The organism is Flavobacterium sp. GW821-FHT11G01, from assembly GCF_058808175.1.
In genome coordinates this window covers 21,644-38,592 of the sequence record NZ_JBXARK010000003.1, presented here as the reverse complement: position 1 = coordinate 38,592, position 16,949 = coordinate 21,644, and the positions used below count along the sequence as shown (strand labels likewise).

General features: G+C 32.8%; 17 protein-coding genes. 1 reads left to right on the top strand and 16 read right to left on the bottom strand.

All coding sequences use genetic code 11. The annotated features are described in order from the left end of the window. Positions 1-7 precede the first annotated feature (7 nt). The 7 genes from tsaB to AC1RRN_RS07150 all read right to left on the bottom strand — a co-directional run bounded on the left by tsaB (position 8) and on the right by AC1RRN_RS07150 (position 7,836). A complete protein-coding gene (gene tsaB, locus AC1RRN_RS07180) occupies positions 8-682 on the bottom strand; it encodes a tRNA (adenosine(37)-N6)-threonylcarbamoyltransferase complex dimerization subunit type 1 TsaB (protein WP_492966655.1) in 675 nt (224 codons plus the stop codon). Between the two features lie 27 nt (positions 683-709). Next, positions 710-1,999, bottom strand: coding sequence for an efflux RND transporter periplasmic adaptor subunit (locus AC1RRN_RS07175; RefSeq protein ID WP_492966654.1), 1,290 nt, complete (start codon positions 1,997-1,999; stop codon positions 710-712). A 6-nt stretch (positions 2,000-2,005) separates the two neighbouring features. Beyond that, positions 2,006-3,391, bottom strand: a complete 1,386-nt coding sequence (locus AC1RRN_RS07170; RefSeq protein ID WP_492966653.1) for a TolC family protein — start codon at positions 3,389-3,391, stop codon at positions 2,006-2,008. 80 nt (positions 3,392-3,471) lie between these two features. Continuing rightward, a complete protein-coding gene (locus tag AC1RRN_RS07165; protein WP_492966652.1) occupies positions 3,472-4,590 on the bottom strand; it encodes an efflux RND transporter periplasmic adaptor subunit in 1,119 nt (372 codons plus the stop codon). 39 nt (positions 4,591-4,629) lie between these two features. Then, complete coding sequence (locus tag AC1RRN_RS07160; RefSeq protein WP_492966651.1) at positions 4,630-5,895, bottom strand: ABC transporter permease; 1,266 nt, start codon at positions 5,893-5,895, stop codon at positions 4,630-4,632. A 2-nt stretch (positions 5,896-5,897) separates the two neighbouring features. Beyond that, entirely contained in the window at positions 5,898-7,142 is a 1,245-nt protein-coding gene (locus tag AC1RRN_RS07155) for an ABC transporter permease (protein WP_492966650.1), read from the bottom strand. Beyond that, positions 7,135-7,836: an ABC transporter ATP-binding protein gene (locus AC1RRN_RS07150; RefSeq protein ID WP_144215449.1), complete on the bottom strand. Its 702-nt coding sequence runs from the start codon at positions 7,834-7,836 to the stop codon at positions 7,135-7,137. Before AC1RRN_RS07150 ends, AC1RRN_RS07155 begins: the two co-directional genes overlap by 8 nt. A 177-nt stretch (positions 7,837-8,013) precedes the next feature. On the opposite strand from AC1RRN_RS07150, the gene AC1RRN_RS07145 reads away from it, so the two are divergent. Then, positions 8,014-9,420, top strand: a complete 1,407-nt coding sequence (locus AC1RRN_RS07145; protein ID WP_492966950.1) for a DUF4403 family protein — start codon at positions 8,014-8,016, stop codon at positions 9,418-9,420. Positions 9,421-9,456: 36 nt separating this feature from the next. Here the strand turns inward: AC1RRN_RS07145 and AC1RRN_RS07140 are convergent, their stop codons facing one another. The 9 genes from AC1RRN_RS07140 to AC1RRN_RS07100 all read right to left on the bottom strand — a co-directional run bounded on the left by AC1RRN_RS07140 (position 9,457) and on the right by AC1RRN_RS07100 (position 16,933). After that, positions 9,457-9,756, bottom strand: coding sequence for a hypothetical protein (locus AC1RRN_RS07140; protein ID WP_492966649.1), 300 nt, complete (start codon positions 9,754-9,756; stop codon positions 9,457-9,459). Beyond that, the gene (locus AC1RRN_RS07135; protein WP_492966648.1) at positions 9,749-10,330 is read right to left on the bottom strand and encodes a DUF420 domain-containing protein; all 582 of its coding nucleotides are present in this window, start codon (positions 10,328-10,330) and stop codon (positions 9,749-9,751) included. The genes AC1RRN_RS07140 and AC1RRN_RS07135 overlap by 8 nt, the downstream gene beginning before the upstream one ends. A gap of 2 nt (positions 10,331-10,332) precedes the next feature. After that, positions 10,333-11,022: an SCO family protein gene (locus AC1RRN_RS07130; RefSeq protein ID WP_492966647.1), complete on the bottom strand. Its 690-nt coding sequence runs from the start codon at positions 11,020-11,022 to the stop codon at positions 10,333-10,335. A 10-nt stretch (positions 11,023-11,032) separates the two neighbouring features. Further along, positions 11,033-11,689: a hypothetical protein gene (locus AC1RRN_RS07125; protein WP_492966646.1), complete on the bottom strand. Its 657-nt coding sequence runs from the start codon at positions 11,687-11,689 to the stop codon at positions 11,033-11,035. 78 nt (positions 11,690-11,767) lie between these two features. Beyond that, positions 11,768-12,118, bottom strand: a complete 351-nt coding sequence (locus AC1RRN_RS07120) for a cytochrome C oxidase subunit IV family protein (protein ID WP_192185990.1) — start codon at positions 12,116-12,118, stop codon at positions 11,768-11,770. 18 nt (positions 12,119-12,136) lie between these two features. Next, the gene (locus tag AC1RRN_RS07115; RefSeq protein WP_492966645.1) at positions 12,137-13,120 is read right to left on the bottom strand and encodes a cytochrome c oxidase subunit 3; all 984 of its coding nucleotides are present in this window, start codon (positions 13,118-13,120) and stop codon (positions 12,137-12,139) included. A 42-nt stretch (positions 13,121-13,162) separates the two neighbouring features. After that, positions 13,163-13,750, bottom strand: coding sequence for a cytochrome c oxidase subunit 3 (locus AC1RRN_RS07110; RefSeq protein ID WP_492966644.1), 588 nt, complete (start codon positions 13,748-13,750; stop codon positions 13,163-13,165). A 2-nt stretch (positions 13,751-13,752) separates the two neighbouring features. Then, positions 13,753-14,655, bottom strand: a complete 903-nt coding sequence (gene cyoE, locus AC1RRN_RS07105) for a heme o synthase (protein WP_492966643.1) — start codon at positions 14,653-14,655, stop codon at positions 13,753-13,755. 154 nt (positions 14,656-14,809) lie between these two features. Then, positions 14,810-16,933, bottom strand: coding sequence for an energy transducer TonB (locus AC1RRN_RS07100; protein WP_492966642.1), 2,124 nt, complete (start codon positions 16,931-16,933; stop codon positions 14,810-14,812). Positions 16,934-16,949: the final 16 nt, after the last annotated feature.

The window sequence follows — 16,949 nt, the reverse complement described above, 5'->3', positions numbered from 1 at the left end:
AAGGATTTTATTGCTTTTTTGATGGAGGCGCCATCATAAAATCTTTTAAATAATAAGGTTCAAAATAAGCGACATCTACAGTGTCGCTTATTTGATATTTATCGAAACTGATTTTACTCATTGCTGAAGCTGAAGGGTATTTTATATCCTCCAGAAAAATAAAATTATCTTTTGTTAGAACAGCTTTGCATTTATTAGCACAATCTCCTACGAAATACAATTTTTCAGTAAAATCTTTAAAAGAATCTTCTGTTATAACTTCTGCCTGAATTTCTCTTTCAACTTCCAGGCTAACATTAAAAATTTCACTATAAACTTCCATTCTTCTGGCATCAAGCATCGGAATTATTTTTCCGTCAGCTACTTTCGCCTGAGAAGCCAAAGTTTGTAATGTATCCACAGCAATCAGCGGAATATTCAATGCAAAACACAATCCTTTTGCTGCCGAAACTCCAATTCGTAAACCTGTATATGAACCAGGTCCCTGACTTACGGCAATTGCAACTAAATCCTGAACTGTGATTCCGGATTCGGCAATTGCTTCTTCAATAAAAACATGAAGTTTTTCGGCATGGGAATATCCTTCTTCTGCAATTTCCTTACATAAAATTGTTTCACCATTTTTTGCAATTGCTACAGAACAATTTTTTGTAGCAGTTTCGATATTGAGAATAAAAGACAAAGTATTTATTTTTTAAGATTATTATATTTATTTTTTGGGAGCATCAGCTTTTTTAAGCTTTACCTTATCACCAGAATTCAATTCTTTTGAAACCGTCGTATATGGTCCGGTTATCACAACATCTCCTGATTTTAATCCTGACATTACCTCTATATTAGTATCGTCTTGAATACCAGTTTTAATGATTCTGATTTTAGCTTTATCGCCTACTTTTACAAAAACACATTCGAATTTTTTATCGCTTTTTGATACTACTTTTTTCTCATTAGGATCTTCTACCGTAAAATCCTTAACAGCTGCAGTATCCGATTTTACAACTACTGAACTAATAGGCACTGCTAACACATTAGCTTTAGTTTTTGTCAGAATATCAACTGTCGCAGTCATTCCCGGTCTAAATGGAGAATAAGAGCTTGGCTGACCTTCTAATAAATCCTGATAAGATTCTTTTAAAATACGAACTTTAACCTTGAAATTAGTAACTTGATCTGAAGTCAGCGTAGTGCTTGCTGAATTAGAAATACTGGTTACAATACCTTTAAATTTCTTTTTTAGATAAGCATCTACTTCAACATTGGCTTCATCTCCAATTTTTACTTTCACAATGTCATTTTCATTAACATCGACTTCAACTTCCATGTTGTTTAGGTTTGCCACTCTCAAAAGCTCTGTTCCAGCCATTTGTTGCGTACCTAAAACACGCTCTCCTAATTCAACATTTAACACAGAAATAGTTCCATCTGCAGGAGCATAAATTAGTGTACGTCCTAAATTATCTTTTGCCTCCGTTACAGATGCCGAAGCACTCTGAACATTATAATATGAACTTTGTCTGGTAGCTTTAGCAACTTCAAAAGTTGCAATTGATTTATCCCAATCAGACTTAGAAATTACTCCTTTATCATATAAAGTTTTGTTACGTTCGTAACTCGCTTTTGCTTCTTTGAAATTTGCTTCAGATTGTGATAAACTAGCCTTGGTTCCTGACAAATTAGCAACAGATCGATCCAATCCTGATGTATACAAATCCGGATTTATTTTTACCAATAAGTCACCTTTTTTAACAACCTGTCCTTCTTTTACATTCAATGCAATAATTTCACCCGAAACCATTGATGAAAGTTTCACCTCAATTTCCGGCTGAATTTTCCCTGTTGCCGAAACCGTTTCGACAATAGTTGAAGCCACTACTTTTGAAATTTCTACTTCTTTTCCCTCATCCTTATTTCCTATTACTCCCGATTTCGAAAGACCTACTAAAACTGCAATAATAACTACTGCGCCTCCTATTAAGAAATAAACTGTTTTTTTTGACATAATAAATTATTTTGTAATAATTGGGACAATTGGAATTCCAAAGTAGAATTCAAGTATTTTTATCTTAAACATGTAATCGTATTTCGTTCTAATAACATCAGACTGCGCATTTGTCAATAATGTCTGAGCTTGTGTAAAATCAAATGAATTCATTAAACCTACATCATACTTTTCTTTAGCATAATTATACGCTTGTTGTCTTGCTTCTAAAGTTACAGTTGATGATTCATATGTATTTAATGCTCCTTTTGCATTTGTAAAAGCAGTATAAACGTTACGTTGCAAATCTAAACTTTTTTGTTCTAAATCTATTTTAGATTTTTCTAAATTAACTTTATTTCGTTCTACATTATTTCGAACTGAGAAACCATTAAAAATTGGAACATTCAACTGAAATCCGAAATTGTGTCCTTTATTATCACTAAATTGTTGAAAAACCGGATCTGGTCCTCCTAAAATAGGATCACCATTACCATCTACTCCAATAACCTTATCACTATAACTGGCTCTGGTATTAAAACCATAAAAACCAGAAAGTGTAGGTTGATAAGCTCCCTTTGCAATGGCTACATTCTTCTCAGCAATTTCAAGATTAGTCTGTGCCAGTTTTAATTCTGTTCTCGTTTCTTTTGCCTTATTGTAAATATCAATTGGACTTTGCGCCATGATGTTGTTTTCATCTTTTGCATTGGTATCATCTATCACATCAAAATCTGCAAATTCTTTCAATTGTAAAAGCTGAGCTAAACTTAATTTAGATATCAATAAATTATTTTCGGCAATAATTATGGCTTGCTGATCTGTTGCCAATGTTGCTTTCAAATCATATAAATCCCCACGCGGAATTGTTCCTGCGTTTACCATTTCTTCTGAACGTTTAAATCTTTTATCATCAATAGAAAGTTGTTCTTTCTTTACTTTCAACTCCTCTTTGTAAGATAAAATTTGAAGAAATGCATTAGCAACATTAAGCGAAATGTCTTCTTGCATTTTCAACAATTGATATTGTGAAGCTATGATCGAAAGTTTCGCTCTTCGGTATGTATTTTGGATCTGCAAACCTTTGTAGATATCAACTCCTGCATTCAATCCTACAGATGAATATTGCGTTGTCTGATTACGCAAAAGACCTGTCGTAACGTCCTGATTCAAACCAATATTCCAGGAGTGTGAAGCATTTCCATTTACTGACGGAAGATAATTCCCAAAAGCATCTTTTTTATCGATATCAGCATTTTTTACATCTAGTTCTGATAATTTTATTGTGATATTATTATCTAGTGCATATCGTACACATTCTTCCAGTGTCCATTGTTTTGTTTGTGCCTGGCCAGATAATGCAAAACCAAAAAGCAAAGCAAAAACAAGACTATTATATCTATTTATTTTCATATATTTTGAATGAAAGCACAGCGAATACACTATGCAAATTTAACATTTTATAAACCCAAAAAAATCTTTATACTTTCAAATTATTTTTTTTCTTCTCCTTCGCTGATCAAGCCCTGATTCCAGATTTTTATTTTGTCTGAATCCTTGATACCGCTTTTAACTTGAACGTATATTCCGTCACTAACTCCCAGAATCAAATCTTTTCTTTGAAATTTCTGAGGAGCTGTTTCGATTTCAACATAAGGCTTTTGAGTTTTTTTGTCAAATTGAACTAATGATTCTTTGATCGCTAAAACTTTATCTGCTTTCTCTAAAATAATAGAAGCATTTGCACTTAATCCAGCTCTGATAAAAGTAGCATCTCTGTTTTCTAAAGAAGCTTTTATTTCAAACTGAATAGCACCATTTTCGACTACACCTTTTGGAGCAATATCCGTCAGAACAGCATCGAATTTTTTATTCTCGATCGCACCAACAGTAATTTCAATAGGCATTTGAATTTTGATTTTCCCTACTTCAGATTCATCGATTTTTCCAATAAAAATCATTCTTCCAACATCTGCAACGCTGGCAATTGTAGTTCCTTCATTAAAGTTATTACTTTCAATAACCTGATTTCCAACTTTTACAGGAACTGCTAAAACCATTCCGTTTACAGTTGAACGAATTAAAGTATTAGCATAGCTTCCTAATGACGTTGTTGTTCCGGTTTTTACAATATCCAAACTTTGTCTTGCAGCTAGATAATTTTGTTTCGCCTGAGTATAAGCCAATTGAGCTGCATCAAAATCGTTAGCAGAGATTACCTCTTTTTCAAATAAGGTTTTTTGTCTTTTATAAATTTTTTCCTGATTATCTAATGCAATTTTAGCAGTTTGTACCTGATTTTGAGTACTGCTTACATTAGATACATTGGCAACAACCCTAATTTTAGCAATCATGTCGCCTGCCTTAATTTTCTCACCAGCTTTGATATATACTTCTTCTATAATACCTGAAATGTTTGGTTTGATTAGGACCTCTTCATCAGGCTGAATATTACCAGTTGCAATGGTGGTTTTTACGATCGTTTTAATCTCTGCTTTCTCGGTTTTAAAAACGATTGGCGACTCTTGATTTTTGGCATACAAATAATAAAGTGCGCCAAAGAAAACTAAAGCAATAAAGATTAAAATGGTTACGGTTACTCCTTTTTTCATTTTGTTTTTGGTTTAATCGATTATATTTTGATTGATAATTTATTCTGTTCGTAAAGCATCTACAGGCTTTACATTAATTGCGGTCTGCGCCGGAATAAATCCTGCCAACAAACCTGATCCTACTAATATTAATAATGCTACAAATACAACTCGTAAATCTACACTTGGGTTGGCAAACATTGTATTACTGCCGGGGGGCATCGAATCCAGCGCCATATTTAAGAGGGCAATAATACCGGTTGCCACTGCAATCCCAAACATTCCTGAAATGATAGTTAAAAATATTGACTCAGATAAAATTTGTCCACGAATAGCGCCAGGTGTTGCACCTAAAGCTCTTCGAATTCCAATTTCTTTGGTACGTTCTTTAACTACAATAAGCATAATGTTCGAAATTCCGATAACACCTGAAATCAAAACCAGCGTTCCTACAAAATAAGCAATGATTTTTAAGATATTAAACAAACTCTGCACTTTATTAAATTGCTCATATAAATCAAAATTACCAACTGCTCTGTCATCTTTCGGATTTATGGAATGAAGCGATTTAATTAATTCCAGAATCTTAGGTTTTAAATCTGTTATAGATGTTTCATCTTTTGCAGTAAGTGCCATCCAACCCACTTTATCTCCATAGTTAAATGCCTGTTGGAAAGTTGTAAATGGGACAAAAATATTTTTTTGTTCCTGTTCGGCATTTCCACCTTGTTGTTTAGAATGATAAACACCAACTACCATAAAATTAATTCCATTTACCTTTATGTAAGTTCCAATTGCTTCTTCTTCTTTTCCGTACAATTCACTTATAACGCCTTTTCCAATCACTGCAATTTTTCTTTTCTCAAGAATATCCTGCTGATTGATAAAACGTCCTTTTATGATATCCATTGGTTGTTGTTTAATCAACTCCGGATAATCACCATAAACAGTAAATGCCGAAGTTTTTGTACCGCGCACTACATTATTTGTTCCGTTAAAATCTCCTAATTGATTTCTTGGTGAAACGTATAATAAATCAGGCAAAGCCGCTTTTAATGCTGCAACATCACTATTTCTAAAATCATAACGACGTGTTTTAGGTAGACCTTTATATGCTTTAGATGTTGTCTGGCTCCACATAAACATAGTATTTGTGGCAATTCCGTCAAAACCTTTTTTGATACCATTTTCTAACCCATTTCCGGCCGCCAATAATATTACCAAAATAAATATACCCCAAAACACACCAAATGCAGTTAGAGTTGTTCTAAACACATTAGCGGTTAAGGCTTGTAAAATCTCGTCCCAATTATCTTTCTTAAACATAATTATTCGTCTCTAAGTGCTACAATAGGTTTTATTTTGGCCGCTCTGTATGCCGGAAAAAATCCTGCTAATGCTCCAGCAAATACAAGTAAAGCAAGTGTTGTCAATGCTACACTAAAATCGACTTCGGGATGTTGGAAATATTCACTTTGTACCATCGGACCAACAAATTCCAACAATAATAAACTTGCTAAAAGACCAACAAAGCCAGCAATAGTAGTGATGAAAATCGACTCATGAAGAATCATTGAAATGATTGAAAACGGAGATGCACCAAGTGCTTTTCTAATTCCAATTTCTTTTGTTCTTTCTTTTACAATAATCAACATAATGTTACTAACTCCAACAACTCCGGCAATGATAGTACAAATTCCTACCCACCAAAAGAACAATCTGATGTAAAGATTCAAATCATAAAATTGCTTAGCATCCTCAACCGAATTATAAACACCTACACCACCATCATCTTCAGGAGCTACCATATTTCTGCTTTTAAGCAAATTTTTCAAATCTTGGGTGAATTTTTTAGATTGCGCTAAGGCTTCATCATAATCATTTGTTTTTTTCATTGTAAAAAACAAATTGCTTATTTTATCTCCACCGCCAAAAGCTCTTTGTACAGTAGTTAAAGGCAAATACGCTCTCGCTTCTTCTCTTTCTCCTCCCGGATCAGTAAAAACGCCAACTACTTTAAAATTAATACCATTGATTATGATTTCTTTTCCTAAAGCATCTTTATCTTTAAACAGATCCGTTTTAATTTTCATCCCAATACAAGCCACTTTCTCATTATTGGCCAAATCTGAACTGTTTACATATCTTCCCTGAACTATATTTAGATTTTCGACTGCACCATAATCGGGAGTAACACCTCTATATTGATAACTTCCAGATTCTTTTCCGTACGAAAATGGAGCGCCCCAAAAATTATAGGTTGCAGCTCTCATATCTAGTTTATCATCAAATTTCTGTACAGATTGATTATAATCAGCATCTCTATACTGAATTTGTCGCCCCGGATTTAATCCTTTGTATTCCTTAGTTGTCGTTCCGGACCAAACTTCAATAATTCCTGCAGCGTCACGTTCGAATTGTTTTTCAATTCCGTTCTGAAGTCCTTTACCCGCACCAAGCAAAATCACTAAAATAAAAATTCCCGAAGCCACAGAAATACCTGTTAGGAATGTTCTTAGTCTGTTTTTAGAGATTGCTTCGAATATTTCTTGCCAACGCTCAATATTAAACATAAGATGAAGCTCTAACTTGTTCTACCTTTTTATCATCGATAATTAATCCATCTTTCAGGACCACATTTCTTTTGCACATTGCGGCAATATCAGGTTCGTGTGTAACAATGAGAATCGTTTTTCCTTCATCGTTAATTCCTTGAATAAGTTCCATAACCTCGTAAGAAGTTTTGGTATCTAAAGCTCCTGTTGGCTCATCTGCCAGCAAAACTTTTGGATTTGAAGCTAATGCTCTGGCGATTGCAACACGCTGTTTTTGACCTCCCGAAAGTTCGTTCGGTAAATGATGCGAATGCGAACCCAAACCTACTTTCTCCAAATATCTCATGGCAATTTCATATCGCTCTTTTCTTTTTACGCCTTGATAATACAATGGCATTGCAACATTATCCAGTGCGCTTTTATAATTAATCAAATTGAAAGATTGAAAAACAAATCCTAAAAACTTATTTCTGTATTTAGAAGCAATCGTTTCATTCAATTTTTTTATTGGGGTTTTATCTAAAATATAACTACCAGAATCAGCCTCGTCCAAAATTCCTAAAATATTAAGAAGTGTAGATTTTCCAGATCCGGAAGATCCCATAATAGCAACTAACTCGCCTTCTTCAATATTAAAGTTTATTCCTTTTAACACATGCAATTCAGAACTTCCCATTTTATAGGATTTGTGCAAATCTTTGATTTCGATCATGGTATTGTTAAATTTTAAAACAATAATAATATTTTTTATAAGTAAATTATGATAACAAAACGTTAATAATTCCGTTTCAGTATCTAAATAAGACGGCAGTAAGTTTCAATTGTTACACTTTATTAAAATAATTTAATTGTTTTCTTAATTTTGCCTCACATAAAAAAAACATTAATGATGAAGTTTTTTTCAATTCTTTCTTTATTTACGACACTTACAATATTTGTTAGCTGCTCTACTTCTCAAAAATTAGAAACATTAAAACCTGAACCAGATGATGCAAGTCCGCTAGTTTATGATGCGAATCCATCCTTTATTAACTTGCCAATAACAGTAAAACTGACTGATATTGAAAATCAGACAAATTCGATTTTAACTGGATTAATTTATGAAGACAATAACATCGAAGATGATGATATTGAAATGAAAATCTGGAAACAGGCTCCAATAAAAATTCAAAATGACCCTGCAAATCCAGATAAAAAAATAAAAACAATTCTTCCTCTAAAAGCGACTATTAAATACAGGATTGGAACAAAAAAACTTGGCGTCGAACTTTACGATACTCGTGAGTTTAATTTAAATGGAATAATTACCTTATCTAGTGAGGTGGCATTGACGAATTGGAAATTAAATACCAAAACCGAATTCAAATCATTAGATTGGAACGAAAGCCCAACAATGTTGGTTTTTGGAAAAAGCATGCCTATAACTTATTTGGTAAATCCTGCTATTTCTATTTTTAAATCGAAGATTGAAAAGAAAATCGATGAAGCGATAGAAAAATCAATGGACTTTAAACCGAATGTTTTATCTGCTTTAGAAAAAATATGCACACCATTTCAAATGAGTGATACTTACGAAAGCTGGCTTCGAATTACTCCTGTTGAAATTTATTCAACCAATGCAAAACTTAAAAATGATTTGTTTTTATTGGATATGGGAATCAAGTGCAACATGGAAACTATTGTTGGCAAACAGCCCGAATCTAAATTTAATGCCAATAAAATTGTTTTAAAACCGGTAGTAAAAATTCCAAATCAGATTTCAGCCAATATTGCAGCAATTTCAACTTATATTGATGCCTCTAAAATAATGACTAAAAATTTTGCAGGTCAGGAATTTGGTTCAGGAAGCAAAAAAATAACCGTGAAAAACGTTACGATCTGGCACAAAGACGGAAAAATGGTAATTGCGCTAGATGTTTTAGGATCAATAAACGGAACACTTTATTTAAACGGATTTCCACAATACAATTTACAGACAAAAGAAATTTATTTTGAGAAACTTGATTATGTTTTAGACACCAAAAGTAAATTAATGCGTACTGCCAGTTGGTTAGGTCAGGGATACATTTTAAGAAAAATGGAAGAAAGTTGTCGCTATTCTATACAACCCAATTTAGAAGAAGGCAAAAAAAGCATGGCAACCTATCTTAAAAACTATTCTCCGATGCCAGGTGTATTTGTAAATGGAAAAATGGAGGACATTCAGTTTGACAAAATTCAGTTAACCAATCAGGCTATTATTGCTTTTATAAAAATAAACGGAACAGTGAATGTTTCTGTTGATGGATTAAAATAGACTTGCAACTATAAATCAAAAAAAAGCAGTATAAAATTATACTGCTTTTTTCTTTTTTGATTGATACATTCTATATATCAGAACGCCTATAACTGCCACAAGTAAATACGGAATTACCATCAAATAGACGATTCCATCATTTACAGCTTCAGCTTTTTTCACATTCGAATCTCCCGCAAGAGCTGCTCGACACATAGCGCATTGAGCATTAGCTGCAAGAGAAAAGAATATAGAGAAAAGAACATAAAAACATTTAGTTGAGATTAAATTTCTAACTCCGTTTCTATTTTCTATTCTATTTTCTTTATTCTTTATTCTATTTTCTATTTTATGCATAATAAGGAGAAATCATTAAGTAAACTACAACACCGGTCACCGCGACATACAACCAAAGCGGGAAAGTTATTTTAGCTATTTTTTTATGTCTGTCAAAACGTTGCGCCAAGGCTCTCACATAAGTAATTAATACTAGCGGAATAATAGCGATTGATAATAAAATATGGGTAATTAAAATGATGAAATACACATAAAGTATTGCGCCAATTTTAGCGGTTTCTGCCAAATCAAGGATTCCATCGTGATTTAAATCTCCAAATTTAGTAGAATCAGCCGTCATGTGATAGGCAACATACATTACTAAAAAAGCAACGGACAACATAATAGCAAAAGTCATTAATTGTTCATGTAATTTACGTTTACCGTTTTTAATAGAAATCACTGCCCAAACCAAAACTATTGCAGTAATACCATTTGTTGTTGCGTAAATTGGGGGCAAAAATGAAAGTGGTTCAACATTAATTCCGAAATCTTTTAATTTGATTCCGAATAAAATTCCAACTACAACCGGAATTATAATTGAAACGGCAATAATAAACTTGCTAAATTTTTTTTCTAATGAATGATCTTCCATTTTTATTCTTCTAATAATATTTTAATATCTTCCTGAATATCTCTAACTCCTTTTTTATCTAGTCCGTCGTAATATAAAATCGGGTTTCCAAATTCATCTTTTCTACAACGAATATTCCCATCTTTATCAATTAAAGCAAATAAACCGGAATGCTCAAAACCACCATTTACTTTAGCATTTTCACCAGCATACAAATTAAATCCTTTGTTTGACAAGTCCATAATGGTAGCTTTATCACCCGTTAAGAAATTCCAGTTTGATGATTTCACACCAAGTAATTTAGCATGATCTTTTAAGACTTGTGGCGTGTCATGACCAGGATCGATTGTAATAGACACGATTCCGAAGTTAGGATTTCCAAAAAATGTTTTCTCAATTTCTAACATGCTCAAATTCATCTTTGGGCAAATAGAAGGGCATGTTGTGAAGAAAAATTCCAAAACATATACTTTTCCTTTATAAGTTTGATTTGATATTTTAGCATTATCCTGATTCGTTAGTTCAAATTTAGGAGCCGGTCCAATAGTTAATAATTTAGCATCCGATTTCGAAGTTTTTAAACCTACATTATCCAAACGATTTCCTTTTACAACTTCGCCGTTTTTTATTCTGTCCACAATTTTTGGCACTGCATAAATTCCGAAAATTAAAATAATAAACGAAATTCCGATATATGATTTGTTTTTCAACATATTTTAAAGATTAAAGTTCTTTTGTGGCATTATGATTCTTTTTAAGAGCAGCACGATATTCATATAAAATGATTTTAAAATCATCAAGCATTTCATTGCTTAACTCAGACGGATGAAAAGTATTATAACCTTCTTTGTACTCGTCCTTTTTATCTTTAGAAACACCTTTTCTACCTCTTAAATTTCGCTCTTTATCTACAATATAAACATTTGATGTGCCAAGATTTTGATCCAGTTTTCCTTTTAAATGCAATTGATCATAAAAGGTTTTAATTTCCTGTGGAGAGGCAAAAACAAAATGCCAGCCTGAAACATCAGTAAATGCACCTAATGATTCTACAATTTTCTGAGCATCATTTTCTGTTCCTAAAGGGCAAATAACTACAAACTGCAGATCCTTGAAACCATTGTAACGTTGATAAATTTTTTCGTTTAAATTGAAAAAGTTACCTCTGTTTTTTAAAATTTCAGAACCAGAAAAACCAAGAATAGTTATTTTATTATTTAAGGTTACTTTTTCGCCTTTTAGTGATTTCCAATTACCAAGATCCGCAATTTTAGGAGTTATGGTTGGAAGTTTGGTAAAACTGTTTACTCCTGAAGCAAAAAATAAATAAGCTACAATCGGCAGAACAAAAAGTACAAAGAGAACTATATTTTTTTTCATTATATTAACGGAAGTTATTGAAGTACAAAAATAAAAAAAGCTCCGTTAAACGGAGCTTCTTTTCGAATTAATATCATGTTAAAAATTCCATTTAATAGTAGAATCTTTAAAAACCCCATAAATATAATGTCCTTCTGTCAATAGAATAAACAATAAATATAAAACTAGGAAAATAACTGGCGAAACAACAGACCATCTAAGGCTGCTTTTTTCACCTTCCATGTGCATAAATGCCCATACTATATAATAAGCTTTGAAAATTGTAAGGATATAGAAAATCCAGTTCAACAAATTCAAACCTACAAAATGATTAAATTCTAAAAACCCAGGTTTAACAATACCCAGAATAACCTCTACTGTAGTTACTACTGATAATAATGCAAAAACAAACCAGATTCTTCTTGTATTTGATACGTGTTCGTGTGACATAATAATTAAAATCTAAAATTAAACTAAGTAGAAAACTGTAAATACAAATACCCAAACTAGATCGACAAAGTGCCAGTATAAACCAACTTTCTCTACCATTTCGTAGCTTCTTCTTTTTTCATAAGTTCCCAATAATACATTAAAGAAAATGATGATATTGATAATAACCCCAGAAAATACGTGGAATCCGTGGAATCCTGTAATGAAGAAGAAGAAATCAGCAAATAATTTACTTCCGTACTCATTTCTTGTTAAGTTTGCGCCTTCTACTACATATTTAGCAGTACTTAAACGAGACTCAGATTCTGCTCTTGTTAATACTGTTTTTTTCTTTTTATCAGTAAGTTGCTCCGTTCTTATTAATAATTCAGGATGCGCTTTAAAACCAGCCTGTACTTCAGCAACTGAATAAGTTGGTACTGTCTCAGCACTTTCCATGAACCATTTTCCTTTAGCTCTGGTTAGTTCTTCTTGTTGCTCCGGTAATTTTACAGCAAACTTTTCAAGAGCTACTCTGTTTCCTTGTGCATCAACAAACTGCAATAAACTTCCACCTGCTGTTTCTACTGCACCATATTCTCCTTTAATGAAGTTTTTCCACTCCCAGGCTTGAGACCCAACGAAGATTAAACCTCCAATAATAGTTAAGAACATATAAATTGCAACTTTTGTTTTTTTCAATTGATGACCAGCATCAACAGCCAAAACCATTGTTACAGATGAGAAAATCAAAATAAAAGTCATTAAGGCCACATAATACATAGGAGCCGAAACGCCATGCATAAATGGGAAGTGAGTAAACACTTCATCAGCCAAAGGCCATGTTTCAATAAATTTAAATCTAGAAAAACCATAAGCAGCAAGGAATCCAGAGAATGTCAAGGCATCTGATACGATAAAAAACCACATCATCATTTTACCATAACTTGCTCCTAATGGCTGGATGTCTCCGCCTCCCCAAGTTTTTTCGTCGTTATTTGCAGTAGTAACTGTCGCTTCCATAAAAGATATTCGTTAAAAAGTTCCCAAATTTACGTTTTTTTCTTATTTAAAGAAATATAAAAATAAAAATAAATATACCCATAATAAATCCAAAAAGTGCCAATACATCGCACCTAGTTCTATACCAAGAGTTTGAGTCGAATTGTATTTTTGTTTAAAATGATTATAAATTATAATTAAAAGTGAAATTAGTCCACCAGCCAAGTGTAATAAGTGCGTAACGGTAACTACATAAAGGAAAGTTGTAGTAATTGAGCTACCTTCTCCTGTAAAATAATAACCACTTTCTACGATTTGCCCAAAACCTACAAATTGCAAAATCACAAATAATATTCCTAAAGCCAATGTTCCTAAAAGCAATGCTGTTGTCGCGCTTCTGTTATCTTTTTGAATGGCCTTTTTAGCCAAATAAAAAGTAACACTGCAACCTATAATAACAGCTGTACTATAATAAAATGCTGTTGGTAGTTCAAAATTCTTCAACCAATCAGCTCTTGATTTACTTACTACAAACGCACTTGTAAGCCCTGCAAACATCATGGTCATACTTACCATGGCGAACAATAAAATCAGTTTTGCCGATTTTGATTTTCTTAATTGCTCCTCACTTGTTGTCATTGTCATTTCCATAACTATCTTAAAAATTTATCTACTATATATACTATTTGAAGTAAAGATATATACGAAACACTTACCAACATTAATGTTCTTGCTGCTTTTGCAGTTCGCAACTGATACAAACGTACTGCGTAAAACAACATCCATAAACCTAATAAAAACACTAAAATTGCAGCAATTGGTGTAATAAACAACTGGCCTGTATAACCTAAAACAGGCAATAACGAAGCTATTATTAACCAAACTGTATATAAAATAACCTGTAACGCAGTACCTTTATCTTTTTTACCTGTTGGAAGCATAAAGATTCCAGCTTTTTCATAATCTTCATATAAAAACCATCCTATAGCCCAAAAATGAGGAAACTGCCAGAAAAACTGAATTAAAAATAAGGTTCCGGCTTCAATACCAAATTCTCCCGTAGCCGCTACCCATCCTAACATGAACGGAATTGCACCCGGAAATGCACCAACAAAAACTGACAACGAAGTTACCGTTTTTAATGGTGTATAAATACTTGTGTATAAAAATATTGAAATTGCAGCAAACATTGCCGACTTTGCATTTATTGAATACAACAAGCCAATTCCTAAAATAGTTAGTAAACTTGCGACAAATAATGCCATTTTTGGAGACATTCGTCCAGATGGTACAGGGCGATTTTTTGTGCGATCCATTAAGGAATCAATATCCTTTTCAATTACCTGGTTAAAAGCATTAGAAGCCCCAACCATACAATATCCTCCAATAGACAAAACTGCCAAAACACTCCATTTAAAAGGATGCTCATCATTTACACCTAATAAATATCCCGCAATTGAGGAAAACAAAACACTAATAGCTAATCCTGCTTTAGTTATTTCTTTGAAATCTTGAAATATTGATTTAAATGAGAATGTATTTTTTGTAGTATTCAAACCGTTCTTGTTTGTATGTTTTTTTGAGTGGTGCAAATGTACAAATTAGATTGTAGAATTCCTGAGTATAAAATTAGATTTTTTTCAATAAAACCTTTATAAAATAAGGACTTGCAAATCTTTAACACAATTATTTCGAAAAATCTTATTAATACTAGTAATCAAAATACCAATTAAAGATATCTGAACGCAATCCGATGGTGAACCAAGTTGTGCTTTGTTTGAATGTTGTAGCTGTTTCTTGCGTCGGATCAAAATTTCTATAAATAAAACTACCGAACAACTTTAAATTTGTCATTGGGTTTATAACATACCCTCCCTGAATGTCAGCAATAAAAACACTTGTTTTATTCCCTTGGCCTACTTTCACACCTTTATCATAAGGTCGTTTTTCATCATAACTCTTGTAAATATTAGCGCCGTAATTATAACTATCCTGTGCCGTATCAAAATCAAGACCTCTTGTACCAACTGTAATTTTTCCATCTGCATAATAACGTCCTTTGTGATAGCGGCCAATTACCAAAAGCTCATTAAAATTTCCTCCCCATTGATGTCCAATACTTTGATTATTATGACCATAATTTGTTATAATAGCACTATGAGAATAGACATACGGACGTACATGATTGTATTCTAACTGCACTAATAAATCTTTTATATTAAAGGCATTAAAGTATTTTGCACCCAATTGATAGCCAAATTTATTTTTCCAGCTTTGCTCTCCTGCTGCCATATCTCCAACTGAAAATTCATCCAACAAGAATTGACCATATAAATTAACATTATTGTTCCATTTATACTTAGCAGTAAATCCTAAGAGCGCATTTCCGCTTTTAGACGATGATGCAAACTCAACTGTACGGTAAAAAATAATTGGGTTAACAAAATTGACATCAAAACCTCTATTGTTGCTATCGGTCCAAACTACAGATTCAAAAAAACCTAAGTTTAGTTTATTCGAAACATTCCAGCTCAGGTAATGATTTGCCATAAATTTTGATGCATATGTTTTTTCAACCGTAACTTCGGGACGAACATCTTTTAACCACATATAGGTGTTCGTATATTTTATTTTCCAAAAAGTCGTATTAATTTTAAAATACGGATATGGACTAGCTCCATCACTTTCTAATAATGAACGATAACCATCTCCAATAAAATTCCTTCCATAACCTAACTGCAAATCAAAAAACTTACTTGGCACATAGGTAATATTGGCTTCCGCCAAAGGAAAATCGTATGCATCTGTTTTAAATCTTTTTGCAATACCAACTCCGGGGATAATTGCAGGATTTCCTCCTGAAGGCTTTAATGTTTCTGCATAATCATTAAAATAACCCGCAAATCTACCCTGACTTTCAAATACCGTGGTTGTAAAATTGATCTGTTTTCCCAAACCTCCTCTAAAATTTAAAGCACGTGTATTCACATAAGTATATGAAGCATCAAGATCTGATGCTTTACCCATTTGCAAATCAACTATAGGATTTAAAGTTAACCAATAATCTTCGCCTTGAATCTGAACCAAATTTTCATTCCACCATTTTCTACCTAACCAGGTTGAAACCTTTTTTTGAAGCGATTCATTAACTGCTTTCAAATTATAATATTTTGAAACCTCAGCATAAGTATACGGCTTAGAGGCTGTATGATTATTACTCCCAACCTGATTCATGGCGCCATCGAATTGCGCATAATAACTATGGGAAAACGGAATATTTAAATGACTTTCGAATTCAGGATTATTGTATTTTTTATAAACTATACTATCTAGTTCCGTCATTGGCTTTTCGACTGGTTTTAAAATCTCAGCAGCCGCCAAAGCTTCCGACTCAATCTGCTCCGCGCTTTTTAGCGGAATACCAATTGAAATTGTATATTTTGAATAAGTCGGCCTTCCATTATACGTTGATGGCTTAATCTGAGGAAATTGACCAAAAACTCTTTTTGCTTCTTCAGATAATCCATCATTTGAGGTATTTACATAAATCACTTTAAATACACCAGTAGCATCAACTTCAAAAAGAACTTTTACCTCACCTTTATAATTGGTTTGTTTTAAATTTTCAGGAACCTGGAAATTCTGAAAGACGAAATCCTGAACTTCTTTATAAAAACAATTTTCCAGTTTTTTAGATTCTAAATTTTCGCAATTTGGAAAAACAGGAAACTGTTCTGTTGTGAAGCCTGGTTTTACAGAAGAATTATTAGTTTCTTGCGAGAAGACAAATAGTGTAGTAATTGTAAAAATAAAAGATAAAAAAATCTTATTCACGTCAATTTTGGTTTTT

Bases quoted from the DNA above. Each gene is read 5' to 3' on its own strand.
- AC1RRN_RS07175 (WP_492966654.1), bottom strand. From the start codon at position 1,999: ATGTCAAAAAAAACAGTTTATTTCTTAATAGGAGGCGCAGTAGTTATT.
- AC1RRN_RS07170 (WP_492966653.1), bottom strand. From the start codon at position 3,391: ATGAAAATAAATAGATATAATAGTCTTGTTTTTGCTTTGCTTTTTGGT.
- AC1RRN_RS07165 (WP_492966652.1), bottom strand. From the start codon at position 4,590: ATGAAAAAAGGAGTAACCGTAACCATTTTAATCTTTATTGCTTTAGTT.
- AC1RRN_RS07160 (WP_492966651.1), bottom strand. From the start codon at position 5,895: ATGTTTAAGAAAGATAATTGGGACGAGATTTTACAAGCCTTAACCGCT.
- AC1RRN_RS07155 (WP_492966650.1), bottom strand. From the start codon at position 7,142: ATGTTTAATATTGAGCGTTGGCAAGAAATATTCGAAGCAATCTCTAAA.
- AC1RRN_RS07150 (WP_144215449.1), bottom strand. From the start codon at position 7,836: ATGATCGAAATCAAAGATTTGCACAAATCCTATAAAATGGGAAGTTCT.
- AC1RRN_RS07145 (WP_492966950.1), top strand. From the start codon at position 8,014: ATGAAGTTTTTTTCAATTCTTTCTTTATTTACGACACTTACAATATTT.
- AC1RRN_RS07140 (WP_492966649.1), bottom strand. From the start codon at position 9,756: ATGCATAAAATAGAAAATAGAATAAAGAATAAAGAAAATAGAATAGAA.
- AC1RRN_RS07135 (WP_492966648.1), bottom strand. From the start codon at position 10,330: ATGGAAGATCATTCATTAGAAAAAAAATTTAGCAAGTTTATTATTGCC.
- AC1RRN_RS07130 (WP_492966647.1), bottom strand. From the start codon at position 11,022: ATGTTGAAAAACAAATCATATATCGGAATTTCGTTTATTATTTTAATT.
- AC1RRN_RS07125 (WP_492966646.1), bottom strand. From the start codon at position 11,689: ATGAAAAAAAATATAGTTCTCTTTGTACTTTTTGTTCTGCCGATTGTA.
- AC1RRN_RS07120 (WP_192185990.1), bottom strand. From the start codon at position 12,118: ATGTCACACGAACACGTATCAAATACAAGAAGAATCTGGTTTGTTTTT.
- AC1RRN_RS07115 (WP_492966645.1), bottom strand. From the start codon at position 13,120: ATGGAAGCGACAGTTACTACTGCAAATAACGACGAAAAAACTTGGGGA.
- AC1RRN_RS07110 (WP_492966644.1), bottom strand. From the start codon at position 13,750: ATGGAAATGACAATGACAACAAGTGAGGAGCAATTAAGAAAATCAAAA.